The sequence below is a fragment of the Mariniflexile soesokkakense genome (assembly GCF_039650365.1).
Classification (GTDB): Bacteria; Bacteroidota; Bacteroidia; order Flavobacteriales; family Flavobacteriaceae; genus Mariniflexile; species Mariniflexile soesokkakense.
Genome location: NZ_JAZHYP010000003.1, coordinates 259,424 through 282,977, shown reverse-complemented (window position 1 = coordinate 282,977; position 23,554 = coordinate 259,424). Strand labels below are relative to the sequence as shown.

At 33.6% G+C, this 23,554-nt stretch carries 21 protein-coding genes; 11 read left to right on the top strand and 10 right to left on the bottom strand.

Annotated features, from left to right (window positions below; all coding sequences use genetic code 11):
• Positions 1 to 7: 7 nt before the first annotated feature.
• From VP395_RS07985 to VP395_RS07975, 3 genes are all read right to left on the bottom strand, one after another.
• Complete coding sequence (locus VP395_RS07985; protein ID WP_346241297.1) at positions 8 to 1,357, bottom strand: OmpA family protein; 1,350 nt, start codon at positions 1,355 to 1,357, stop codon at positions 8 to 10.
• Positions 1,358 to 1,501: 144 nt separating this feature from the next.
• Complete coding sequence (gene kbl, locus VP395_RS07980) at positions 1,502 to 2,695, bottom strand: glycine C-acetyltransferase (RefSeq protein WP_346241296.1); 1,194 nt, start codon at positions 2,693 to 2,695, stop codon at positions 1,502 to 1,504.
• 21 nt (positions 2,696 to 2,716) lie between these two features.
• Complete coding sequence (locus tag VP395_RS07975) at positions 2,717 to 5,848, bottom strand: UvrD-helicase domain-containing protein (protein WP_346241294.1); 3,132 nt, start codon at positions 5,846 to 5,848, stop codon at positions 2,717 to 2,719.
• Between the two features lie 129 nt (positions 5,849 to 5,977).
• On the opposite strand from VP395_RS07975, the gene VP395_RS07970 reads away from it, so the two are divergent.
• On the top strand, positions 5,978 to 6,586 hold the full coding sequence (locus VP395_RS07970) for a superoxide dismutase (RefSeq protein ID WP_346241292.1): 609 nt from the start codon (positions 5,978 to 5,980) through the stop codon (positions 6,584 to 6,586).
• Positions 6,587 to 6,977: 391 nt separating this feature from the next.
• Here the strand turns inward: VP395_RS07970 and VP395_RS07965 are convergent, their stop codons facing one another.
• The 5 genes from VP395_RS07965 to purN form a co-directional block, all read right to left on the bottom strand.
• Complete coding sequence (locus tag VP395_RS07965; RefSeq protein ID WP_346241290.1) at positions 6,978 to 7,577, bottom strand: hypothetical protein; 600 nt, start codon at positions 7,575 to 7,577, stop codon at positions 6,978 to 6,980.
• A gap of 559 nt (positions 7,578 to 8,136) precedes the next feature.
• Positions 8,137 to 10,035 (bottom strand): amidophosphoribosyltransferase, encoded by a 1,899-nt coding sequence (locus VP395_RS07960; RefSeq protein WP_346241288.1) that lies wholly within the window; start codon positions 10,033 to 10,035, stop codon positions 8,137 to 8,139.
• 79 nt (positions 10,036 to 10,114) lie between these two features.
• The gene (locus VP395_RS07955) at positions 10,115 to 11,041 is read right to left on the bottom strand and encodes a PfkB family carbohydrate kinase (RefSeq protein WP_346241286.1); all 927 of its coding nucleotides are present in this window, start codon (positions 11,039 to 11,041) and stop codon (positions 10,115 to 10,117) included.
• A 100-nt stretch (positions 11,042 to 11,141) separates the two neighbouring features.
• Positions 11,142 to 11,783, bottom strand: coding sequence for a ribonuclease H1 domain-containing protein (locus tag VP395_RS07950; protein ID WP_346241284.1), 642 nt, complete (start codon positions 11,781 to 11,783; stop codon positions 11,142 to 11,144).
• Between the two features lie 43 nt (positions 11,784 to 11,826).
• Positions 11,827 to 12,399 (bottom strand): phosphoribosylglycinamide formyltransferase, encoded by a 573-nt coding sequence (purN, locus tag VP395_RS07945; RefSeq protein ID WP_346241282.1) that lies wholly within the window; start codon positions 12,397 to 12,399, stop codon positions 11,827 to 11,829.
• A 272-nt stretch (positions 12,400 to 12,671) separates the two neighbouring features.
• Between purN and VP395_RS07940 the strand changes: the two genes are divergently transcribed.
• The 5 genes from VP395_RS07940 (at position 12,672) to pyk (ending at position 16,952) form a co-directional block, all read left to right on the top strand.
• Positions 12,672 to 12,905, top strand: a complete 234-nt coding sequence (locus tag VP395_RS07940; protein ID WP_007647141.1) for an acyl carrier protein — start codon at positions 12,672 to 12,674, stop codon at positions 12,903 to 12,905.
• Between the two features lie 13 nt (positions 12,906 to 12,918).
• Positions 12,919 to 14,169: a beta-ketoacyl-ACP synthase II gene (gene fabF, locus VP395_RS07935; protein WP_346241280.1), complete on the top strand. Its 1,251-nt coding sequence runs from the start codon at positions 12,919 to 12,921 to the stop codon at positions 14,167 to 14,169.
• A gap of 7 nt (positions 14,170 to 14,176) precedes the next feature.
• A complete protein-coding gene (gene rnc / locus VP395_RS07930) occupies positions 14,177 to 14,917 on the top strand; it encodes a ribonuclease III (protein ID WP_346241278.1) in 741 nt (246 codons plus the stop codon).
• Between the two features lie 116 nt (positions 14,918 to 15,033).
• A complete protein-coding gene (locus VP395_RS07925) occupies positions 15,034 to 15,519 on the top strand; it encodes an IPExxxVDY family protein (RefSeq protein WP_346241277.1) in 486 nt (161 codons plus the stop codon).
• Positions 15,519 to 16,952: a pyruvate kinase gene (pyk, locus tag VP395_RS07920; RefSeq protein WP_346241275.1), complete on the top strand. Its 1,434-nt coding sequence runs from the start codon at positions 15,519 to 15,521 to the stop codon at positions 16,950 to 16,952. Before VP395_RS07925 ends, pyk begins: the two co-directional genes overlap by 1 nt.
• 77 nt (positions 16,953 to 17,029) lie before the next feature.
• Here pyk and dinB read toward each other — a convergent pair whose 3' ends face one another.
• A complete protein-coding gene (gene dinB / locus VP395_RS07915; protein ID WP_346241274.1) occupies positions 17,030 to 18,127 on the bottom strand; it encodes a DNA polymerase IV in 1,098 nt (365 codons plus the stop codon).
• A gap of 69 nt (positions 18,128 to 18,196) precedes the next feature.
• On the opposite strand from dinB, the gene VP395_RS07910 reads away from it, so the two are divergent.
• The 3 genes from VP395_RS07910 to VP395_RS07900 are packed head-to-tail and all read left to right on the top strand — an operon-like array spanning position 18,197 to position 20,080.
• Positions 18,197 to 18,664, top strand: a complete 468-nt coding sequence (locus VP395_RS07910; RefSeq protein WP_346241273.1) for a CYTH domain-containing protein — start codon at positions 18,197 to 18,199, stop codon at positions 18,662 to 18,664.
• Positions 18,665 to 18,686: 22 nt separating this feature from the next.
• Positions 18,687 to 19,211, top strand: coding sequence for a YciI family protein (locus VP395_RS07905; RefSeq protein ID WP_346241272.1), 525 nt, complete (start codon positions 18,687 to 18,689; stop codon positions 19,209 to 19,211).
• Complete coding sequence (locus VP395_RS07900) at positions 19,211 to 20,080, top strand: endonuclease/exonuclease/phosphatase family protein (protein ID WP_346241271.1); 870 nt, start codon at positions 19,211 to 19,213, stop codon at positions 20,078 to 20,080. Before VP395_RS07905 ends, VP395_RS07900 begins: the two co-directional genes overlap by 1 nt.
• Here VP395_RS07900 and VP395_RS07895 read toward each other — a convergent pair.
• A complete protein-coding gene (locus VP395_RS07895) occupies positions 20,070 to 20,393 on the bottom strand; it encodes an antibiotic biosynthesis monooxygenase family protein (protein ID WP_346241270.1) in 324 nt (107 codons plus the stop codon). The genes VP395_RS07900 and VP395_RS07895 overlap by 11 nt on opposite strands.
• Positions 20,394 to 20,527: 134 nt before the next feature.
• On the opposite strand from VP395_RS07895, the gene amaB reads away from it, so the two are divergent.
• Together amaB and VP395_RS07885 are read left to right on the top strand one after the other, a co-directional pair.
• On the top strand, positions 20,528 to 22,081 hold the full coding sequence (gene amaB, locus VP395_RS07890; protein ID WP_346241268.1) for an L-piperidine-6-carboxylate dehydrogenase: 1,554 nt from the start codon (positions 20,528 to 20,530) through the stop codon (positions 22,079 to 22,081).
• 91 nt (positions 22,082 to 22,172) lie between these two features.
• On the top strand, positions 22,173 to 23,552 hold the full coding sequence (locus tag VP395_RS07885; RefSeq protein ID WP_346241266.1) for a DUF1800 domain-containing protein: 1,380 nt from the start codon (positions 22,173 to 22,175) through the stop codon (positions 23,550 to 23,552).
• The last annotated feature ends 2 nt before the right edge of the window (positions 23,553 to 23,554 follow it).

Here is a 23,554-nt window from a genome sequence, read left to right as displayed (position 1 = left end):
AAAAGTATTATTTAGCTAAGTTAATTTCAACACGTCTGTTGTTAGCTCTACCTTTAGAAGTAGTGTTTTTGTCAATTGGTTTAGACTCACCGTAGCCTTTAGAAGAAAGTCTGAACTCATCAATGCCATTTTTAGTTAAGTAATCTTTAACTGAAAGTGCTCTTGCTTCTGAAAGCTCTTGATTTAATTTATCGCTACCAACGCTATCAGTGTGCCCTTCAACTGTAAATTTAGAATTAGGGTACTCTTTAAGGATTTTAATGATATCAGCTAATACAACTTCTGATTGAGATTTGATAGAAGATTTGCCAGTATCAAATAAAATCGTTTTAGCGTAAGCGTTTAAAGTTTTTTGAACTTCTTCAGAAACTTCAGGACAACCGTTGTTAGCAACAGTTCCTTTTACAGAAGGACATTTATCATCTTTGTCTAATACACCGTCACCGTCAGTATCTGGCCAAGGACATCCTTGGTTAGCAGCAGGACCAGCAGTAGTAGGACATTTATCATCAGCATCGGTTACACCGTCACCATCAGCATCAGGACAACCAGCTAAAGCTTTTAAACCAGCAACAGAAGGACATTTGTCATCTTTATCGGCAACACCATCACCGTCAGCATCAGGACAGCCATTAAGTTCAGCTGAACCAGCCTCGTTAGGACAAGAATCTTTACTGTCTTCAATACCATCACCATCAGTATCAGGACATCCGTTAAAAGCAGCAATACCAGCTACGTCTGGACAAGCATCATCTTTGTCGTATATACCATCACCATCAGTATCTGTTCCACCAAATTTGATAGAAATACCAGCAGTGTGTTGGAAATGAGTACTTAAGTAATCTTCAAATGCATGTTTGTAAGCGGTTTGTAGTGTTAAACCAACATTTTCACTAAACCAAATGTTTAAACCTAAAGTTCCGTTTAATGTTCCTGCTCCAATTTCGTCAACCCAAGTGTAACCACCACCAACACCTAAATAAGGATCGATAGTTGTTCCTTGTAGGAAGTTATATTTAATTGTACCGTCAACACCATAATAAGATAAATCATCTACTGAGGCATCACCAAAGTTTTCTATTTTGTTTAACGAACCCGCTACTCCAAAAGAGAAACCATCACCTAAGTGTTTAGACACAGAAATAGATGATAAAGAAGGTAAAATATTCCAGTGGTCGCTTACATTAAAGAAATCACTAAACATGTCTCCAAGAGGAGCATCTTCTCCCGTTGGGAAGAAATCAACTGCGTTTGCTGCAATTGTAATTTGCCATGGGTTGTTTTTGTCTTGCGCATTAGCGTTGCTATAACCAAGTATAAGCAACATAGCGAACAATAATCTGCTAAGATTTTTCATATTCAAAAGTTTAATTTTTAAGTGTTAATTGTAAACAAAAGTAAGTTGTTAAATTTTATTAACAAAGACAAATATATAAAAAAATTGAAGATTTCGCTTATTCATCCCTATTTCACAATGATTTTACATGATTACAGATTTTTTTTATATAATACCCATTAGCCTTCCAACTTTGGTGAATGCAATAATTGCTTTATCAAGTTGTTGTTTGGTGTGTGCTGCTGATAATTGTACTCTAATTCTTGCTTTTTCTTTTGGCACCACCGGAAAAAAGAACCCGATAACATAAATACCTTCTTTTAGTAGCATATTTGCCATAGTTTGAGATGATTTAGCATCATAAAGCATAACAGGAACTATAGCCGAATCGCCGTCTATAATATCAAAACCGGCCTTTTTCATCCCTTTTTTAAAATAATTGGTATTCCATTCTAAAGCATCTCGCAATTCAGTTTTGTTTGCTAACATATCAAATACTTTTATGGAGGCACCCACAATGGCAGGAGCTAACGAGTTTGAAAACAAATACGGGCGTGAACGCTGACGAAGCATTTCGATTATTTCCTTTTTACCTGTTGTATAGCCACCCATAGCGCCACCTAAAGCTTTTCCTAATGTACCTGTTATAATGTCAATTCTGTTAAAAACATCTTTCTCTTCAAGGGTTCCTCTACCTGTTTTACCTATAAAACCCGCAGCATGACATTCATCTATCATTACCAAGGCATCATACTTATCAGCTAAATCGCAAATTTTGTCAAGCGGTGCCACTAATCCATCCATTGAAAAAACACCATCGGTCACTATTATTTTAAATCGCGCCCCGTTTTTATTAGCTTCAATAAGTTGATTTTCTAAATCTTGCATGTTGCTATTTTCATAACGGTATCTGGCAGCCTTACACAAACGAACACCATCAATAATAGAGGCATGGTTTAAGGAATCTGAAATAATAGCATCTTCAGTGCCTAATAAGGGCTCAAAAACGCCACCATTGGCATCAAAAGCAGCAGCGTATAAAATGGTGTCTTCGGTTTGGTAGAAATCGGCAATTTTTTGCTCCAATTCTTTGTGAATATCTTGAGTGCCACAAATAAATCGTACTGAACTCATTCCGAATCCGTGTGTATCCATAGCATCTTTAGCAGCTTGAATAACATCGGGGTGTGATGATAACCCCAAATAATTATTGGCACAAAAGTTTAAAACGGTTTCGCCTGTATTTAAAGTTATTTCGGGGCCTTGAGCAGAAGTAATGATGCGTTCTTCTTTATAAAGTCCGTCGTTTTTTATGTCTTGAAGTTCTAATTGAAGATGATTTTTTAGTTTTCCGTACATAATTTTGCGTTTTTAGCAAAGTTATACTTCTTTTACTGAAATATCACTATTCACATAAACAAGAATTTTCTTTTTAACATTTATGTTCATATCCTGTAAAACATCTTGATACGATTGTAATTGCTGTACGTATTTTTTATCTTCAGAACCCGTTTTGTAATCAATAATTATCGCTTCGTTTTCAGGGTTTATAACTACTCTATCAGGTCTTAGAATAATACCTTCTTTGGTAATAATATCGTGTTCGTTGTAAATAATATTGCTTGACGTGTAAAAGGCATTAAGTTTTGGATGATTCACTATTTGTACGACCAATTTCTTCAATTTTTCAGCTTGTTTTGCATTAATAGTGGCGGTGTTTGTATAATCGTCCATTACAAAACCAATATCATCTTTGGTGTAAATTTTAGACATGATATTGTGAAGCAGATTTCCTTTTTCAATAGCTTCTTCTTGGTTGGTGTCCCATAGCATGCCCGATTTTGTTACTACTTTTATATGGTGTGTTTCTTTTGCTGTAGAGATAAATTCGTTTTGAACCGTAGTATTGGTTGAAGTTTTTTTTGCTTTTGAAGTTTTTTTGATGTTCCCAAAAGTGTAAACAGTTTGCGCTTCGTTCCAAACGCCTAAATGCTCTAAATAATTAATAAACAGCCCAGAATATTTTTTACTGTTCACATCGCCTTTTGCTGAAATATCTTTAGTTGAAATAACATAGAGCTGTTCCACAGCACGGGTTAATGCTACATATAATAAGTTGATGTTATCCAACTCTTGTTCAGATTTATGGTTGTTGAAAATTTCCAATCCAGCATCACCAAAATTTTCGAAATCTTTATTGAAGTTTAACAGCGTATGCGAGAAACCATTGTAAACATCTTTGTTTATAGGAAACCATTCTTTAGCCTCAAATTCTTTGTAAATATCCAAATCGGCATACGGAAAAATAACCACCGGAAACTCCAAACCTTTCGATTTGTGGATGGTCATAATTTGAACCGCATTTTGTCCTTTAGGCGATACAATACTTAAACTGTCTTTTTTCTTATTGAAATAGTCTAAAAACCCGGAAATATCGGAGCCTTTTTTCTGTGAAAAATCTAAAACAACATCTAAATAAAATTGAATATAAGCGTTGGATGTATTTACTAAATTGAAGCTTCTAACAATAGTTTCGGCCAAATCGTAAAGCGGAAGTTGCAGCAAATTTTGATTATTAATGAACACCTGGTGCGCTTCAAAACTTTTGAAAAGTTGCGATAACGGTAACGGTAAATGGCTGCTAAAAAAATCGTGCTTGTTTTCAATATTAAATAAGCTGGCTAAATAGTTTAAAACAGCAATTTTCAGTTCGTTGTTTTTAGGCTGAATTAACAATCCCAACAAATTGTTTATAAACTGTACTTCGGGCGCATTGTTAATTAACAACGTTTCAGATGATACTATAGGGATGTGGTGTTGGCTTAAATAGTTGGCTATAGCAACTCCTTCTTTTTTCTTTCGTACCAAAATACAAATATCGGCTAGTGTAAAATTGTTCTCTAAACAACGCTCCATGGTTTTTAAAGTGTTTTCACAAAATAACTCGTATCTATCATCATCTTTTTCAATATCTAAAAATGATAATTCAACATAACCATCTTCTTGCTTACTAATATTTTGATGGGCGTTTTCGTATAGATTTCTATAAGTTTCGTTGCTAAAAACCTGATTGGATAAATAATTAAAAAAACCATTGTTGAACGTAACAACTTCTTTAAAACTCCTAAAATTTGAAGGTAAATTTCTTAAATCTTTTTCAACATGAAACGGATTATCATTATGAAATAATCCAATAAACTGTTCAGCTTTTCCACCGCGCCAACGGTAAATAGCTTGTTTAGCATCGCCTACCAACATGGCGGTTCCTTTGTCTGAAGCTAATGAATTGCCTACCAACGGAATTAAATTTTGCCATTGAATGGTTGAGGTATCTTGAAACTCATCAATAAAAAAATGATTGAATTTTTCGCCAATGCGTTCGTAAATAAACGGTGTGGGCTGGTTGCTTATTTCTTTGCTGATAATGCTATTAAATTCTGAAATAAGCATTTTGTTTTGGTCTAATTTTAGTGTGCTTAATTCGTTATTAATAGCGTTTAAAACCGATAATGGCGTAATGTTTCTATAAAAAGCCTTTAGAAATTTAAGATGAAAAACAGCTTGTTTGCTCAAATTAAAAACTGAAGCTATTTGTGGTTGTATTTGTTCTATAGTAGCAGCAATGTTTGGGGTAACACGTTTTGGGTATAAGGTGCTGTTTTCTAAATTTTCTTGCCATTTTGTGCCAAATGAAGCATCAAAATTTTTGTCAGCCAGTTTTTGAAAATGTTTTGGCAAATAGCTTCCAGAGAAATCGTTAAATTCCAATCCACATTCTTCAATTAAAGTTAAAACACTTTGGGCGGTTTCAACAATAGTGGTTTCTGTGGTTTTAGCTTCAGCGGTCAGTTGTTTTTTCAAAGCCAAAAAATCTTCTAAAGTTTTGTCTTTTAAAGTTTCTATAAAAGGCACATCGTTTTCATTCACCAACAGTTTAGCTATTTTATTAAAATCGAACGATACGTCCCAACTTTTATCGTCATCGGCTTTTTCAATAGCAAAATCAACCAACACATTGGTAAGCACTTTATCCGTTCCTGCCTTAGCAATTAAACTGTCCACTGCTTCATTCAAAAGAAATTCTTGGTCCAATTCTACTTCAAAATTTAAAGGCAATTTTAAATCGTAAGCAAAAGTTCTTATAATCCTATGCGTAAAACCATCAATAGTCGAAATATCAAACGCCGCATAATTATGGATAATGTTATTTAAAAGTTTTTTAGATTTTTGGTTAAGGTCGTTTGGCTGCATTTGCAATTCATTACAAATAACTTCAAACATGCTATCTGGTTTTTCTAAAATCTCAATATCAGAAAACGTTTTAAGCACCTCAATAATGCGCTCCTTCATTTCGGCCACGGCTTTATTGGTAAAAGTAATGGCTAGAATCTGTCTGTATTGATTGGGGTTGCTCGATTGAAATAAAATTTTTAAATATTCTTTAACCAACGTAAAGGTTTTGCCACTACCTGCGGAGGCATTGTATATAGTAAATGGATGTTTTTGAGGCATGAATTTTAAAATTTTGCATACAAGATAAAAACTATCAATGGTTTGATAACAATTAATTATTTTTAATTGATGTGTTTTATACGTAAATTTGAAAAAGAAAATAAATACTAATAATAAAAACAAAAAATTATGGCTTTCGAATTACCAGAATTAGGATATGCTTATGATGCTTTAGAGCCTCATATAGACGCTCGTACAATGGAGATACACCACACAAAACATCACCAAGGATATACTACCAATTTAAATAATGCAATTTCAGGAACCGATTTAGATGGAAAATCTATTGAGGATATTCTTGCAAATTTAGATATGAACAATGCCGCAGTAAGAAATAATGGAGGTGGGTTTTACAACCATTCCTTATTTTGGAATGTAATGAACCCAGAAGGAAAAGGTTATTTATCTGGTGAACTAAAAGATGCCATTGAAGCAGCTTACGGTTCTAAAGAAGGATTTATAGATGCATTCTCAAAAGCAGCAGCAACCCGTTTTGGTTCAGGATGGGCATGGTTATGCGTGCAAAAAGGTGGAAAGGTAGAAGTTTGCTCGTCGCCAAACCAAGACAATCCATTAATGCCAGGAGTTGGTTGCGGAGGCACGCCAATTTTAGGGTTGGATGTTTGGGAACACGCTTATTACTTAAACTACCAAAACCGTCGTCCAGATTATATCAATGCGTTTTTTAACGTAATTAACTGGAACGAAGTTGAAAAACGTTACGCAGCAGCGAAATAACATATTTTCACATATTAAAATTAAAGCAAGTTCATAATCGAACTTGCTTTTTTTTTGGCGTTACCCAAAAGGGGTCGGGCTTTCCGTTACAAGTCCTCGCTCGTACCTCGCTGTGGGCTTTCCACTTCAATCCCTTACGCACCTATTTGCAAAAAGTAGTTATTAATTTGAAGCCGTTTTATTATCTACAAATTTCAGAGTTTAGAATTTTCGAAGGTTTGAATGCAGGTTGGTTTGAGTTTATTTTTGATTGTCCCTAATCTATCATAAATTACTGTCTCCTCGAGCGCAGTCGAGAGGTTATCAAACTTAATAACTTCAAAATGAGGTCTCGACTGCGCTCGACCTGACATGGAACATATTATTATGGTTGATTACGGATATTCATAATTTATTTTATTCGTAATGCTAATCCTTCGAATTCTTTTTCCATTTCAATAAAGTTTTCTATCGATTCGTTTAGGTAATTTATTGAAGTAAATCGATTATTAATAACTAATTGGTATGTGTTTTGAAATCCGATTGTGTCATTTTGATTTTTTATAAATGCAAAAGTTAATTTATATGCCTTCGTATTGGTCAAAGCATCATCGTCACTTTCGATTAGTACTGATTTTAAATTATTTTCAGAAGTTGATTCTTCGAATTCATTTACTAAAGAGAACAAATTCGGATTAGAAAGTTTCGGTAATGAGTTAATTTTGATCTTATAATCAGTTTGAAAAATGAAAGCTTTATTTTGAGGTTTATTTGCTTCAACCATTCCGAAACCAAATTTTCCTTGAATTATTTGACTTGTATTTTCACTTAATAATATTTCTTTTGGATTATCATTTTTCCCAATTAACTTGTACTTGGAATCTAAATGAGTTTTAGTCCTTTTATAAATGGTATCGTGCTCAATTACATTAATATTATACAGATTATTTTTTCTGTCTTCTTTACAGGAAGTTAAGATTAAAATCAAAAATATAGTCGTTAATATTCTCATTCTCAAATGTGCTATAACGTGTTAAATAGTAACTTTTATTACTCATATCCCGTAAATAAGTCAGAATATGATAAGTTTTATACTACTGATATACTGTAAATATAATTTTTTAAGATGAGATAAAATACAGAAAAGAAATCCTAATTTTTTTGGAAATTATATAAAATGAAAAAGGTGAACGAGAGTTCACCTTTTTGCCCCAAATCTACCATAAACTTAACCTACTTATGTTATGGTGAGGCAAATATATAGCACCTTAAGCGCTGTGTAAATTTTTTTAGTTAAACTGCTTAAATATTGGCTTAAACGAGTTTAATTCGATTTAATGAAATAAATACAGTTAAAGGGTGTTTTGGGAAACTAAAACGCATAAAAAAAGGCGAACAGATGTTCACCTTTTTTTGCCCCAAATCTACCATGAACTTAACCTACTTATGTTATGGTGAGTCTAATTTATGTGTAATTTAGATAATCTGATTATTTATTAGATAAACGGCATTTTTTTCAGATTAAATACGTTTTTCGTAATATGCAAGGCTATAAATTGATTACATTGTAATTAATATGCACGTTCTTTATTGCCTTCGTAAAAATTAATAAAAGCACGGTTTACAACTCTATTCCCACCAACAGTTGGATAGTTTCCTGTAAAGTACCAATCGCCCAAATGTTCAGGGCATGCTTTATGTAAATTTTCAACCGATTGGAAAATAATTTTAACTTCGGCTTTAATGTTTTCTGGGCTTAAAAGTTCTCCTATTTTATCAGAGATTTGTTCATCTGTAAACGGATCGTAAATTTCTTTAACAAAGTTTTGTACATAAACATCTTCCAATTCCGTTTGTTCTATACATTTATCGTAAACGTCTTTTACAATATCAAATTTATTGGCTTCTTTCAATAGCTCTAATGCAGCTCTAAAAGCAACCAAACTTTCAAGATTGGCCATATCAATACCATAACAATCTGGATAACGAATTTGTGGTGCCGATGAAACGACCACAATTTTCTTGGGATTTAAGCGGTCAAGTATTTTTAAAATACTCTTTTTTAAAGTGGTTCCACGTACAATACTATCGTCTATAATCACCAAATTGTCGTTTGGTTTGATAACACCATAAGTAACGTCGTAAACGTGCGCCACCAAATCGTCTCTACTGCTATCTTCGGTTATAAAAGTTCTAAGTTTTACATCTTTAATGGCAATTTTTTCTACTCGAATACGCTCTTTTAGAATTTCGGTAACTTTTTCAGCAGAAAGAGAACGCTGCCCAGTTAAAATAGCAGCAGTTTTATTTTTATTTAAAGCGGCTTCGGCAGTTTCAATCATGCCATAAAATGATGTTTCAGCAGTATTAGGAATATATGAAAACACGGTGTTTTTTGTGTCGTTATCAATAGCTTCCAAAACCTTCGGCATTAAAAGTTTACCAAGCATTTTACGTTCTTGGTAAATTTCAGCATCACTACCTCTAGAGAAATAAATGCGTTCAAACGAACAAGACTTGCGTTCTAAAGGCTCTAATATTTTTTTGATGATAACTTTCCCAGATTTTTTAGTAATAATAGCGTGACCAGGTTCTAACTCTTTTACATCTTCAAATTTTACATTGAATACGGTTTGGATAACAGGGCGTTCTGACGCTATGGCTACAACTTCATCGTCCATATAATAGTATGTTGGCCTAATCCCTGCAGGATCTCTTAAAACAAACGAATCACCGTGACCAATAAGTCCAGCCATGGCATAACCACCATCCCAATCTTTAGCGGCTTTTCTTAAAACTTTAGCAACGTTTAAGCGTTCAGCTATTAATGGAGAGGCTTCCATTTTGCTAAAGCCTTCCTTTTTTACGTCTTTGTAAATTTTACTAACGGCATCATCTAAAAAGTGACCAATTTTTTCCATAATAGTAATGGTATCGGTGTACTCTTTTGGGTGTTGCCCTAACCTAATAAGGTTTGCGAATAACTCTTTAACATTGGTCATGTTAAAGTTTCCAGCCATAATTAAATTACGGTGCATCCAGTTGTTTTGTCTTAAAAAGGGGTGTACACTTTCTACGCTATTTTTTCCGAAAGTACCATAACGCACGTGTCCTAAAAACACTTCGCCTATATAAGGAATATGTTTTTTTTGTAATGCTACATCATCAGTATATTCAGGATGGTCTATAAACTCTTTGTTAACACGGTCGTTTATTTGAGCAAATATGTCTTGAATGGGCTGTTGTGCAATAGAGCGTACGCGACTAATATAGCGTTCGCCAGGTTTTGTGTCTAACTTAATGCTTGCAAAACCCGCACCGTCTTGCCCACGGTTGTGCTGTTTTTCCATCATAAGGTACATTTTGTTTACCCCATAAAAAGCAGTTCCATATTTTTCTTTATAAAATTCTAAGGGTTTTAAAAGTCTTAAAACGGCTATACCACATTCGTGTTTTATTGAATCACTCATTTTTAAAGATTTTCGCTGTTGCGGAAATGATAAATTATTACTTAAATTAAAAACGCGCTCTATTTTTGAGCGCGCTGGTTTATGCTAATTTTATATCGAATTGTGTTAATTGTTTAAATTGCAACAATCGATTATGTACTTCTTCGCTTTTTAAAGTTTCCATACGTTCGGTTCCAAACTTTTCAACACAAAAGGAAGCCAATGTCGACCCGAAAATGACGGCATTTTTCATGTTTTCAAAAGATGTATCTCCTGTTTTTGCAATATATCCTGCAAAGCCTCCCGCAAAGGTGTCGCCTGCTCCTGTTGGATCAAACACTTCTTCTAGCGGTAATGCTGGAGCATAAAACACATCATCATTATGAAATAATAAAGCGCCATGTTCTCCTTTTTTAATTACTACATATTTTGGTCCCATAGTGTGAATTTTTCTAGCAGCCACAACTAAAGAATATTCTCCAGTAAGCTGTCTAGCTTCTTCATCATTGATGGTAATAACATCTATGCGTTTCATAACGTTGTGTAAATCATCTAAAGCAATATCCATCCAAAAATTCATGGTATCTAAAATAACCAATTTTGGTTTGGAGGTCATTTGATCTAAAACACTAGATTGGACGATAGGATGCAGGTTTCCTAACATAACAATTTCTGCATCACGATAATTTTCTGGTACAACAGGGCTGAAATCAGCTAACGTATTTAATTCTGTAACTAACGTATCACGTGTATTCATATCGTTGTGGTAACGCCCACTCCAAAAGAACGTTTTGCCATCTTTTACAATTTCAACACCCGAAATATCAATATTTTTATTAGATAAAAGGTCTAAATATTTTTGAGGAAAATCGCCACCAACTACTGAAATTGCAGCAGCATCAATATTAAAATGCGAAGCCGCTAAACCAATAAACGTTGCAGCACCACCAAGAATTTTATCGGTTTTACCGAAAGGCGTTTCAATAGCATCGAATGCTACGGTGCCAACAATTATTAATTTGCTCATAAAAGGCGTGTGATAATTTTGTGCAAATATAAGGCTTTTAAATACTAAGGCAAGAATATTTTCATGAATAGTATCGTTTTAAAAAGCAACAAGAAACCTGTTATTTTCGTCCAAAATCGGCAGGAATTTCACCCCAAGCTTTGGTTTCCCATTTAACTATAACAGTAGTATATGTGTTTGTTTTAAGCCAGTTTTCAGCTCTATCTACCAATTCAAAAAGAGAGCGGTTTTTTTCATTACGTTCTAATTTGGTGTTGCAGCGTTTCTTTTTTACCCAACTTATGGCTGTTTTACTATCGGTATATAATATACGGTCGCTGTTATTTTTTTTAAGTAGTGCTAATCCATGTACAAGGGCAAGAAACTCTCCTATATTATTAGTGCCTTCTTCAAATGGGCCTTGAATAAAAAGTTGTTTTTTTGTTTTAGTATCTACGCCACGATACTCCATAATACCTGGGTTTCCACTGGAAGCAGCATCAACCGATATGGAATTGTAATTAGGCTGCCCTATTTTTTTAAGTTTTTCAGTAGATAATTCACTTTTGAAACCGATTTTTTTTCCAACATAGTCAAAATAATTACCTTTTGAAGCTTCTTTGGCGGCATCAAAAGTTTCAAACGATTTATATTGTGCGCCTTCAAAATTGGTGATTTGAGCTTTACAGTCGTTCCAAGTTTCAAAAACACCGGTCTTATGTCCTTTCCAAACGGTATAATATTTTTTCTTTTTTTTAGACATCTTTGTTGTTCACTCAAAGGAGTAATCTTGTAAGAATTAAGATTTAAAGTTTATTTAACAACAGGTTTTCTACTATTTTAGGAAAATGTTCCATCTCCAATTCATGAATTTTAGTAGCTACATCTTTCGCAGAATCATTTTTTTCAACAGTACATTTAGCCTGAAAAATTATAGCGCCTTCATCATAATGCTCGTTTACATAATGTATAGTGATGCCGGTTTCGGGTTCTTTGTTAGCTACTACAGTTTCATGAACATGCATACCATACATGCCTTTTCCACCATATTTAGGTAATAATGCGGGGTGTACGTTTATAACTTTGTTAGGGAATTCATTCAGAATAAATTCAGGAAATTTCCATAAAAAGCCTGCCAAAATAATTAAATCGGGTTTTGAAGCTTTTAAAATATTAAGCACATCATTGGTTTTTGTAAATGCTATTTTGTTGAAAGACAAGGCGCTAACTTCAAGAGTTTTGCATCTGTCTAAAACTTTGGCATGAGGATTGTTAGTTAAAACCAGAATAACAGAAGCATTTTCTCTGTTGTGAAAAAATTTGATTAAATTTTCAGCATTAGTTCCACTTCCGGAAGCAAAAATTACTATACGTTTCATCAGTACATTTTTATTTTTAAATTATTGTCAGATGCAATTCGTAATTAAAATTCAAAGAATGTCTAGTACAATTTTCAAACTCATTTCATTTTACAGACAAGAATGTTAATTATTCGAACAAAAAAAAGAATAATTATTAACAATTAAGAGTTAAATTTGAAATACTTAAAAGTAATTTTAGTAAATTACCAATACATTTTTAACAGAATAGCAAATTATAAAATAAAGTTTTTTATTTTTGCGACTTAATTAAAACTTAAAATTAAAAAATTATGTCAGACATTGCATCAAGAGTAAAAGCGATTATCGTAGACAAATTAGGAGTTGATGAGAACGAAGTTGTAACTGAAGCTAGCTTCACAAACGATTTAGGAGCAGACTCTTTAGACACTGTAGAATTAATAATGGAATTCGAAAAAGAGTTCGATATTCAAATTCCAGACGATCAAGCTGAAAATATAGCAACAGTTGGTCAAGCTATCTCTTATATAGAAGCAGCAAAATAAGCAAAAACACTTTATGGAATTAAAGCGAGTTGTAGTCACGGGTTTAGGGGCTTTAACACCTATTGGCAATACCAAAGAGGAATATTGGGAAGGCTTAATAAGTGGTAAAAGTGGTGCTGCGCCTATAACATATTATGATACTGAGAAGTTTAAAACGAAGTTCGCTTGCGAATTGAAAAACTTTAACGCTACAGACTTCATAGACAGAAAGCTTGCAAGTAGAATGGATAAATTTACGCAATATGCAATGGTAGCAGCCGATGAAGCCATTGCAGATGCTAAATTAGATTTAGATTCTATTAATAAATTGCGAGTTGGCGTTATATGGGGAGCTGGTATTGGCGGATTAGAAACCTTTCAGGAAGAAGTTTTAAATTTTGCTAAAGGTGACGGAACTCCAAGATTCAATCCGTTTTTTATTCCTAAAATGATTGCTGATATAGCTCCAGGGAATATTTCCATTAAATATGGATTTATGGGTCCCAATTACACAACGGTTTCTGCATGTGCATCTTCTGCCAACGCTATGTTTGACGCATTAAACTCTATTCGTTTAGGGCATTGCGATGTGGTTGTAACAGGTGGTAGTGAAGCAGCAGTTACTATTGCTGGAATGGGTGGTTTTAATGCAATGCATGCTTTATCAACTAGAAACGAAAGTCCAGAAACAGCCTCTCGTCCATTTGATGGGACTAGAGATGGGTTTGTGCTTGGTGAAGGTGCAGGAGCACTTGTTTTGGAAGAATATGAGTATGCTAAAGCAAGAGGAGCAAAAATTTATGCAGAGTTTGTTGGAGGGGGATTATCATCTGATGCTTACCACATGACAGCACCACATCCAGAAGGAAAGGGCGTTGTTGTTGTAATGAAAAATTGTTTAGAAAATGCAGGCCTGAAACCAGAAGATGTAGACCATATAAATACACATGGAACCTCTACACCATTAGGAGATGTTGCAGAATTAAAAGCAATTTCAGAGGTATTTGGTAATCATGCCAAGAAAATAAATATTAATTCGACTAAATCAATGACCGGGCATTTACTAGGTGCTGCAGGTGCTATTGAAGCTATTTCGGTTATTATGGCTATGGAGCATGGTATTGTTCCACCAACTATTAACCATACTACAGCAGATGAGAATATTGATCCCGAATTAAATTTGACCTTAAACAAGGCTCAAAAACGCAACATTAAAGTAGGAATGAGTAATACATTTGGATTTGGCGGACATAACGCTTGTGTATTATTCAAAAAATTAGACTAAATCCCGAATGAGAAACATTCGTAACATATTGAATTCCCGTTTTAAACGCAACGGGAATTTTTTTATGGAGTTAACCAAGATTCTTGGGTTTAAGCCAAAAGACATTAAGTTTTATAAAAAGGCGTTTACACACCGGTCCATGAACATAAAAGATAGCAAAGGGCATGCTATTAATTATGAACGTTTGGAGTTTTTAGGCGATGCCATGTTAAGTGCGGTTATTGCTTCTCACTTATATCTTGAAGTACCCGCTGGAGACGAAGGCTATTTAACAAAAATGCGTTCTAAAGTAGTAAGTAGAGAGCATTTAAATGAACTGGGAAAGGAATTAAACTTAATTAGTTTAGTAGAAAGTAAAATACCTCCAGGACAGTTTGGAGACAATATACATGGTAATTTATTTGAAGCTTTGGTTGGTGCCATCTTTTTAGATAAAGGCTATAAGTATTGTGAAAAATTCATTTTTAAACGTGTTATCACACCTTATGTAGATATAGAAACCTTAGAAGGTAAGGTAATAAGTTATAAAAGCTTATTAATAGAATGGTGCCAAAAAGAAAAAAGAACATTTGGCTATAATGTTTATGAAGATACCGGAAATGATGATGTAAGGCACTTTTCGGTTAAACTATCCATAGACAATAAAGTTGTTGCCAAGGCAAGAGCAACTTCTAAAAAAAAGGCCGAAGAGAAAGCTTCAAAACGTGCTTTTTTTGTCTTTCAAAACAAAATGTCTAAAATGATTTAAGCATTTTAATTAAAGCAATTAACTATAACGTTTTAGTTGTTTTACTTGTTAAGATTCACATAACTTTTACAATGGAATGTTTTTAAATACTATATTTACAATGTTTAATATAAGTTATGGCAGTACACAAACTTATTCTTGATGATGTTTTTGAAGAGGTAGATTGCACTTTAATAGCAATCCATTGTACCATTGAAGATTATCGTTTAGCTTATCTTCTAAATAAACACTTGAGTACCAATCTCACTAGAAGAACATCAAATTTAGATTTTAGTTTTGATAATGCCACTTATTCAATTTTTGAATGGGAAGACGCTAAGCAACTTATAACATGGAGTTTGGTGTCTAATATTTGTAAAACAGAGATTTATAAACAAGAAAATTTCAATTCACTGTTTAAAACTGAAGAAAAAGTAATAAGAACAATATATTTAATACCAGAATATAAGGCTGTTAACTATTTTTTAAAAATAGATAACCAATTCAATTTAAGTAAAGAAAAAAATATTTTAAAAAATATTTTAAAAATACAGCAAGTAGCAACAGCCTTTAGTATTGATATTAATCAATTAAAATCAAAAGACAATTTAATTTTTAGCTAATGCCATTAAGAAAAAAAACCAAAATAGTAGCCACATTAGGTCCAGCTACAAGCACTAAAGAAGTATTAAAAGGAATGCTTGAAGAGGGTGCCAATGTATTTAGAATTAACTTTTCACACGCCGATTATAAAGATGTAGCAGAACGTGTACAGATGATACGAGAACTAAATGACGAATTTGGTTTTACCGCTGCTATATTAGCCGATTTACAAGGGCCTAAACTTCGAGTAGGAGTTATGAAAGAGGAAGTGGTAGTAGATTCAGGTGATGAAATTATATTCGCAACAGGAAAACGATTTGAGGGCACAAAAGAACGTGTTTACATGACCTACGACAGGTTTCCTCAAGATGCAAAACCAGGTGAGCGTATTCTTTTAGATGATGGAAAATTAATTTTTGAAGTCGTTTCAACAGATGGTAAATCTGAAGTAAAAGCAAAAGTAATTCAAGGAGGACCATTAAAATCTAAAAAGGGTGTAAACCTACCGAATACCAATATATCGCAACCTGCTTTAACTGAAAAAGACATTGAAGATGCTATTTTCGCAATAAGCCTAAATGTTGATTGGATGGCCTTGTCATTTGTACGTCACGCAGAGGATTTGATGCAATTGCGCGATTTAATAGAAAAACACAGCGAGCATAAAATTCCGATTATAGCAAAAATTGAAAAACCAGAGGCTGTAACAAATATTGATTCAATTGTAGCGCATTGTGATGGTTTAATGGTGGCTCGTGGTGACTTAGGGGTAGAAGTTCCTGCTGAAGAAGTTCCTCTTATTCAAAAGCAATTAGTGCTAAGAGCTAAAAAAGCTAGAATACCTGTAATTATAGCAACCCAAATGATGGAGACAATGATTACAAGTTTAACACCAACACGGGCAGAAGTGAACGATGTTGCAAATTCGGTAATGGATGGTGCAGATGCTGTAATGCTTTCTGGAGAAACGTCTGTTGGTAGTTACCCAGTTCAAGTTATTAGGCAAATGGCAAATATTTTAAAGAATGTTGAAGATTCACCATTAATTAAAGTTCCGCAATTACCTCCACATATTCGTACCAACCGTTATATTACAAAGTCTATTTGTTACCACGCCGCTATTATGGCAAATGAAATTGATGCTAAAGCCATTTCAACGTTAACCAATAGTGGCTATACAGCGTTTCAAATTTCGGCTTGGAGACCATCATGTCATATTCTAGTTTTTACATCAAACAAACGTATTTTAACTCAATTAAGTTTGCTTTGGGGTGTTCAGGCATTCTTTTACGACCGTTTTGTATCTACCGATGATACTGTTGTAGATATTAACAGAATTGCTAAAGCACACAAATATGTGCAAAAAGGAGATATGGTAATCAGTTTAGCCTCCATGCCAATAGCAGAAAAAGGAATGGTTAATACCTTACGTGTTAGAGAGATTTCAAACTAAAATTTTAAGTAATAAAATATTATGAGCGTTATCCATTTTAAAATGGATAACGCTCATTTTTCGTATCTTTTTTGAAGCTAAAATTCAAACTTCAATTGTACACTTACGCTTTTTTGTTCGGGTGTTTTTTTTGTTTCGGTATTTAGGTTAGATATAGAAATGCCAAGTAGCCTCACCGAATTGCTCAGTTTTTCTTGGTACAGTAAATCCTTTGCGGTTTCTAATATTAAAGATTTATCACTAATAAAATAGTGCAAGGTTTTGCTTCGGGTTTGCAAAGTGAAATCGCTATATTTTATCTTTAAAGTTACGGTTTTACCAGAAACTTTGCTTTTTGCTAACCTATTGGAGACTTCCTGGGCAATATGCTCTAGTTTTTCAAGCATGAATATTTCGCTCGATAAATTTTCACTAAAGGTACGTTCAGCAGCTAAACTTTTTCTAATTCGGTTCGGCTTCACTTCACTAGTATGAATACCCCTAACCACATAATAATAGTACCTACCAGATTTTCCAAAATGGGCATCTAAATAATCAATAGATTTTAGCTTTAAATCTTTTCCAGTAAAAATGCCCAATTGATACATTTTTTCAGCAGTTACTTTACCAACGCCATAAAATTTTCGAATATCTAATTGTTCCAGAAAATCAATAACTTCTTCTGGATTCACGGTTTTTTGTCCGTTTGGTTTATTATAATCGCTGGCAACTTTAGCTACAAATTTATTAATAGAAATACCTGCGGATGCTGTTAAGCCTACTTCATTAAAAATACGCTCCCTTATTTCTTTAGCAATTAAAGAAGCACTAGGGTTCCCTTTTTTATTGTGGGTAACATCTAAATATGCTTCATCTAAAGAGAGAGGTTCTACCAAATCGGTATAATCAAGAAAAATTTTTCTGATTTTTTTTGAAATTTCAGCATAACGCTCAAAATGTGGACGTACAAAAATAAGTTCAGGACATAGTTTTATAGCTAAATTTCCAGCCATAGCACTTTTTACTCCAAACTTTCTGGCTTCATAACTTGCTGCACTAATTACCCCACGTTTACCACTTCCTCCAACAGCAATGGGTTTCCCTTTAAGTTCAGGGTTATCCATTTGTTCAACAGAAGCATAAAACGCGTCCATATCAACATGAATAATTTTTCGAATTGGTAAATCGGTTAACATACTGTAAATTTAGACATTATATGCCATTTTTTATTGGCACTTTAACCTGTAAATTAATAGAGATAGTTAATGGTAGAAATTGAACGCAAATTTTTAGTAACTTCAAATAGTTATAAAGATGAAGCTTTTAAAAGCACAAGGATTATACAAGGGTTTTTGAACACACATAAAGAGCGAACTGTAAGGGTTCGGTTAAAAGGAGAAAAAGGGTTTATAACTGTAAAGGGAGCATCTAGAAACAATGGTTTATCTCGTTTTGAATGGGAAAATGAACTGACAAAAGAAGAAGCCGAAGCACTTTTAAAACTCTGTGAACCTGGAGTTATTGATAAAATTCGATATGAAGTAAAATATGGAAAACATATTTTTGAAGTTGATGAATTTTATGGAGATAATAATGGATTGGTTATTGCTGAGGTTGAATTAATGACCGATAACGAAACATTTTTAAGACCAAATTGGTTAGGTGAAGAAGTTACAGGGACTATTAAATATTACAATTCGCAATTAAGTAAAAAACCATTTAAAACATGGTAACGTAAATTATAAGAAAGAAGAGATGAAAAAAATTATAGTAGTATGTTTTTCAATATTGGCAATGGCCTCGTGTAGAAAAGTAGAAAAGGAAAGCATCTTAGTTGAAGAAACGGCTATAGACACGGTAATACCTGACATAGTAGATAAACCAGTTAAAAAATCGGTTAAAGAAATTAGAGAAGCTCTAACAGCAAAAGGTTTCCAAACGTTTGATTATGTTGATGAGAAAACAAAAGACACCATTTTAATGCAGCAATACTTTATAGCTTTTTTAAAAAATGGTTCAATTCGTTCACAAAACGAAGAAGAAGCAGATATTTTACAAAAAGAACATTTGGCTCATTTAAGTAAAATGTACGAGTTGGGGTATGCCGATATTTCTGGTCCTTTTGGAGACAAAGGAGATATTAGAGGCATCACAATTTACAATGTACCAACCCTGAAAATGGCCGATAGTTTAGCTAATGCAGATCCTATGGTAAAGGCAGGACGTTTGGTTATAGAAATGCACCCTTGGTGGGCAGCAAAGGGTTTTCAGCTTAGGTAATGATTAAAATTTTCAAAATTCTTTATTGGATTATTAATGCTGTAATAATTACAGCCCTTTTGGCAGTGCATTTTGTACTAAAAGAACGCAGTTTTTCCGATTCTTTAAATTACTATGCACACCCTTTGCCGTTAATAATATTGGTGGTTTTAATATTATCCATATTTATTAAAAAAAGAAAATACCATTTAATTTTAGCAGGTGTATTATTAATAATTTGGTTAGGAAGAAGTTTTAAAATTCATATTCCAGAATCTATAAATGATTCAGATTTAGAAGTGGTTTTTTGGAACGCATCCCGAGATAATGGTTTTGAAGAGGGATTTAATTTGAATAAAGGTATTCCAGATATATTGGTTTTGGTTGAATCTAAAAGAATTAATATGGAGTTGTTCCATCGAACATATCCAAAATATTTTTTTTATAAATTAAAAAGAGAAATATATATATTTTCTAAAACCGAAATTGAAATTGAAAGTGATAACACCTCTAATTACAACTCTACAGTTGTAAATTTTAAAACAAATGGCATTAATTTTTATGCAGTTGATGTTACGGGAAGTCCCGATGTACCACGTACTTGGGAACTTGATTTTGTCAATCAATTAATAAAAACTAAAGAAAAGACCATTGTTTTAGGAGATTTTAATGTGCCTTATGAATCTAAAAATTTAAAAGAAATTAAAGAAAACTTCAACCACGCATTTAATAAAAAAGGTAATGGTTTTAGAGAAACTTGGTTTTGGAATATACCGCTACTCTCCCTAGACCATATTTGGGTTTCCAAAGATTTAAAAATTCTTAAAACCCAAAAACTGAATACGTTTAAAAGTGATCATTGTATGCTTAAAACTTATATTAAGCAATAGTTTTGGGAGTGTTAAAACTATAAGCCCGTTCAACCTTGCAAATTTTCACATCATACCAATCGTACCAAGTATTTCGCCCTTTTTCTTGTGCCGTTAAATGGTTGTTTTGCTGTTTCCAGTTTGCAATAGCATCCAAACTTTCCCAATAACTTACAGTAATGCCTATGTGTTCTCTGATACTGGTCATTCCTAAAAAGCCTTTTTGTTGTTTAGCCAAAGTTTCCATTTGTTCTGCCATTTCATCATAGCCATCTGTGTTTTTAGAATGTTTAGATGTAAAAATAACAGCATAATAAGGCGGTGTTTTATCCATATTTTCAGAATTAAATTTTAAGTTCAATGCCATATATTAAAGATAAACTATTTTAAAATAAAGCTACAAACTGAAATTACTTTTTATTAGTATCTTTACTCTTTAATTAAATAATTCGCAACCAAATAATAAATATGAGCACTATTTTTGAAAATTTCGGAATTAAAGAAGCGTTAAAGCAATTAGGCATTAAAGCTATAAATGAAGGAACCTCAACAGGATTGATAAATTTTAGTTCAGGAGATATTTTAGAATCATATTCTCCAGTTGACGGACAATTAATTGGAAAAGTGGCTACCACTACAAAGGAAGATTATGAAAAAGTAATGGATGCCGCTACCAAAGCCTTTAAAACATGGAGATTGATGCCATCACCACAACGTGGAGAGATTGTGCGACAGTTTGGTGATAAATTACGCGAAAAAAAAGAAGCTTTAGGTAAACTGGTTTCCTATGAAATGGGAAAATCGTATCAAGAAGGATTGGGAGAAGTACAGGAAATGATTGATATCTGCGATTTTGCTGTTGGTTTATCACGCCAGCTTCATGGGTTGACCATGCATTCCGAACGCCCAGGACACCGTATGTACGAACAGTACCATCCGCTTGGTGTTGTTGGGATTATTTCAGCATTTAATTTTCCAGTCGCTGTTTGGGCGTGGAACACCGCATTAGCTTGGGTTTGTGGTGATATTACTGTTTGGAAACCGAGTGAAAAAACACCACTTTGCGGCATAGCTTGTCAAAACATAGCATCTGAGGTTTTTAAAGCAAATAACTTATCCGAAGGTATTTCGTGTTTAATAAATGGCGATTATAAAGTTGGTGAATTTATGACGAAAGACACCCGAATCCCTTTAATTTCTGCAACAGGCTCTACCAGAATGGGTAAAATTGTGGCACAAACCGTGGCAGCTCGTTTAGGAAAAAGTTTATTAGAATTAGGAGGCAATAACGCAATAATTGTAACACCAGATGCCGATATAAAAATGACGGTTATAGGTGCCGTTTTTGGAGCAGTTGGTACTGCTGGACAGCGTTGTACTTCAACACGTCGTTTAATTATTCATGAATCGATTTATGACCAAGTAAAAACTGCAGTTACGAATGCGTATAAACAACTTCGTATTGGAAATCCATTAGATGAAAAAAATCATGTAGGCCCATTGATTGATAACGATGCTGTGAAAATGTATCAAAATGCTTTAACAAAAGTGATTGAAGAAGGCGGAAACATTATTGTTGAAGGGGGCGTTTTAATAGGCGAAGGGTTTGAAAGTGGTTGTTACGTAAAACCAGCTATTGCAGAGGCAAAACCTGAATTTAAAATTGTACAACATGAAACCTTTGCACCTGTTTTATATTTATTAAAATATACTGGTGATGTTGAAAATGCTATTGACACTCAAAACAATGTAGCTCAAGGATTATCTTCTGCTATAATGACGAATAATTTACGTGAAGCCGAACATTTCTTGTCGGTTGCTGGGTCTGATTGTGGCATTGCCAACGTCAATATAGGGACCTCAGGTGCCGAAATTGGGGGTGCTTTTGGTGGCGAAAAGGAAACTGGTGGTGGTAGAGAATCTGGTAGCGATGCTTGGAAAGTATATATGCGTCGACAAACCAATACCATTAATTATACTGCAGAATTGCCTTTGGCTCAGGGTATTAAATTTGATTTGTAGGCTAATATGTTTTTATATTTAAAAACGTTGTAATTAAACCTTCATAAATAATCCAAGTCTAAAGGATTATACAACTTTATTTGTTTTTCTTGTGAAAGCTAATCATATACAACATCTATATTGGCGCTCAGGTTTTGGCATTTTACCAAACCAATTACATGCTTTATCTAAAAAGAAAAAGGAGGAAGTTCTTGAAAATCTTTTTGAAAACTCGAAAAGAATAACTCCTTTAAAAATTGATACTTCTGAAATAGATAGCATTTTAATTGGAGAAACCAAAATCTCTTCTGAAAACCAAAAAAGACTTCAACAATTAAGCAGGGAAAAAACGATAGATTTAAATGGAGCTTGGGTAAATCGATTAATAAATCCATCAGAACTTTTAAGAGAAAAAATGACACTCTTTTGGGCAAATGTTTTTGTTTGTGAAGATAATAATGTAGTGTACATTCAGCAGTTTAACAATATGTTACGCCAGCATGCTTTGGGTAATTTTAAAGATTTTGTAAATGCTGTTTCAAAAGAAGCTGCCATGACAAAATATCTAAACACCAAACAAAATAAGAAGCAAAGACCTAACGAAAATTTTGCCCGCGAGCTTATGGAATTGTTCACTTTAGGTGAAGGCCATTATACCGAAAACGATATTAAAGAAAGTGCTAAAGCCTTTACGGGTTATAGCCATAATTTAAAAGGTGACTTTGTTTTCAGACGCTATACCCATGATGCCTCTATCAAAACTTTTTTTGGAAAAACAGGCAATTTTAATGGTGAAGACATCATCGATATTATTTTAGAACAAAAGCAATGTGCTAAATTTATTTGCGAAAAAATATACCGCTATTTTGTAAACGATGCATTGAACGAAACACACATAAAACAAATGACAGATGTGTTTTATAGAGACTACAATATTGAGACCCTGATACGGTTTGTGTTTAGTTCGGAGTGGTTTTACAACCCAGAAAATATAGGTACAAAAATAAAATCGCCCATAGAGTTTTTAGTAGGTCTCAATGTGTTGGTCCCCGTAGTATTTAATAACCCAAGGCAACTTTTATATATTCAAAAACAGCTAGGACAAACCTTATTCGGCCCACCAAATGTAGCAGGTTGGAAAGGCGGCAAAAGTTGGATAGATAGTAATACCATTGTGTTGCGTTTAAAACTTCCATCTATACTTTTAAATGATGCCTACATTTCTAAATCTGAATTAGGAGAATCTGACATGATGATGGCCGCTAAAAAATCAGCATTTAAAAATATCTACGGAAAGAGGTTTCAAACACAGCATGATTGGGAAACCTTCAATAAAAATTTCAAACAGGTAGATATAAAAGACTTGCAAGATTATATTTTATTAAGCGAATTAAGTCCTAAGGCAAGCAATTATTTAAATTCATTAAACAAGGTGTCTAAAAAAGAGTATGGTATACAACTAATGTCATTACCAGAATACCAAATGTGTTAGTT

Excerpts from the sequence above, each read along its gene's own strand:
- pyk (WP_346241275.1), top strand. The coding sequence starts at position 15,519 with ATGCCATTAAGAAAAAAAACCAAAATAGTAGCCACATTAGGTCCAGCT.
- VP395_RS07895 (WP_346241270.1), bottom strand. The coding sequence starts at position 20,393 with ATGGATAAAACACCGCCTTATTATGCTGTTATTTTTACATCTAAACAT.
- VP395_RS07910 (WP_346241273.1), top strand. The coding sequence starts at position 18,197 with ATGGTAGAAATTGAACGCAAATTTTTAGTAACTTCAAATAGTTATAAA.
- amaB (WP_346241268.1), top strand. The coding sequence starts at position 20,528 with ATGAGCACTATTTTTGAAAATTTCGGAATTAAAGAAGCGTTAAAGCAA.
- VP395_RS07940 (WP_007647141.1), top strand. The coding sequence starts at position 12,672 with ATGTCAGACATTGCATCAAGAGTAAAAGCGATTATCGTAGACAAATTA.
- purN (WP_346241282.1), bottom strand. The coding sequence starts at position 12,399 with ATGAAACGTATAGTAATTTTTGCTTCCGGAAGTGGAACTAATGCTGAA.
- VP395_RS07905 (WP_346241272.1), top strand. The coding sequence starts at position 18,687 with ATGAAAAAAATTATAGTAGTATGTTTTTCAATATTGGCAATGGCCTCG.
- VP395_RS07965 (WP_346241290.1), bottom strand. The coding sequence starts at position 7,577 with ATGAGAATATTAACGACTATATTTTTGATTTTAATCTTAACTTCCTGT.
- VP395_RS07970 (WP_346241292.1), top strand. The coding sequence starts at position 5,978 with ATGGCTTTCGAATTACCAGAATTAGGATATGCTTATGATGCTTTAGAG.
- fabF (WP_346241280.1), top strand. The coding sequence starts at position 12,919 with ATGGAATTAAAGCGAGTTGTAGTCACGGGTTTAGGGGCTTTAACACCT.
- VP395_RS07985 (WP_346241297.1), bottom strand. The coding sequence starts at position 1,357 with ATGAAAAATCTTAGCAGATTATTGTTCGCTATGTTGCTTATACTTGGT.
- dinB (WP_346241274.1), bottom strand. The coding sequence starts at position 18,127 with ATGTTAACCGATTTACCAATTCGAAAAATTATTCATGTTGATATGGAC.
- VP395_RS07950 (WP_346241284.1), bottom strand. The coding sequence starts at position 11,783 with ATGTCTAAAAAAAAGAAAAAATATTATACCGTTTGGAAAGGACATAAG.
- rnc (WP_346241278.1), top strand. The coding sequence starts at position 14,177 with ATGAGAAACATTCGTAACATATTGAATTCCCGTTTTAAACGCAACGGG.
- VP395_RS07925 (WP_346241277.1), top strand. The coding sequence starts at position 15,034 with ATGGCAGTACACAAACTTATTCTTGATGATGTTTTTGAAGAGGTAGAT.
- VP395_RS07900 (WP_346241271.1), top strand. The coding sequence starts at position 19,211 with ATGATTAAAATTTTCAAAATTCTTTATTGGATTATTAATGCTGTAATA.
- VP395_RS07955 (WP_346241286.1), bottom strand. The coding sequence starts at position 11,041 with ATGAGCAAATTAATAATTGTTGGCACCGTAGCATTCGATGCTATTGAA.
- VP395_RS07975 (WP_346241294.1), bottom strand. The coding sequence starts at position 5,848 with ATGCCTCAAAAACATCCATTTACTATATACAATGCCTCCGCAGGTAGT.
- kbl (WP_346241296.1), bottom strand. The coding sequence starts at position 2,695 with ATGTACGGAAAACTAAAAAATCATCTTCAATTAGAACTTCAAGACATA.
- VP395_RS07960 (WP_346241288.1), bottom strand. The coding sequence starts at position 10,035 with ATGAGTGATTCAATAAAACACGAATGTGGTATAGCCGTTTTAAGACTT.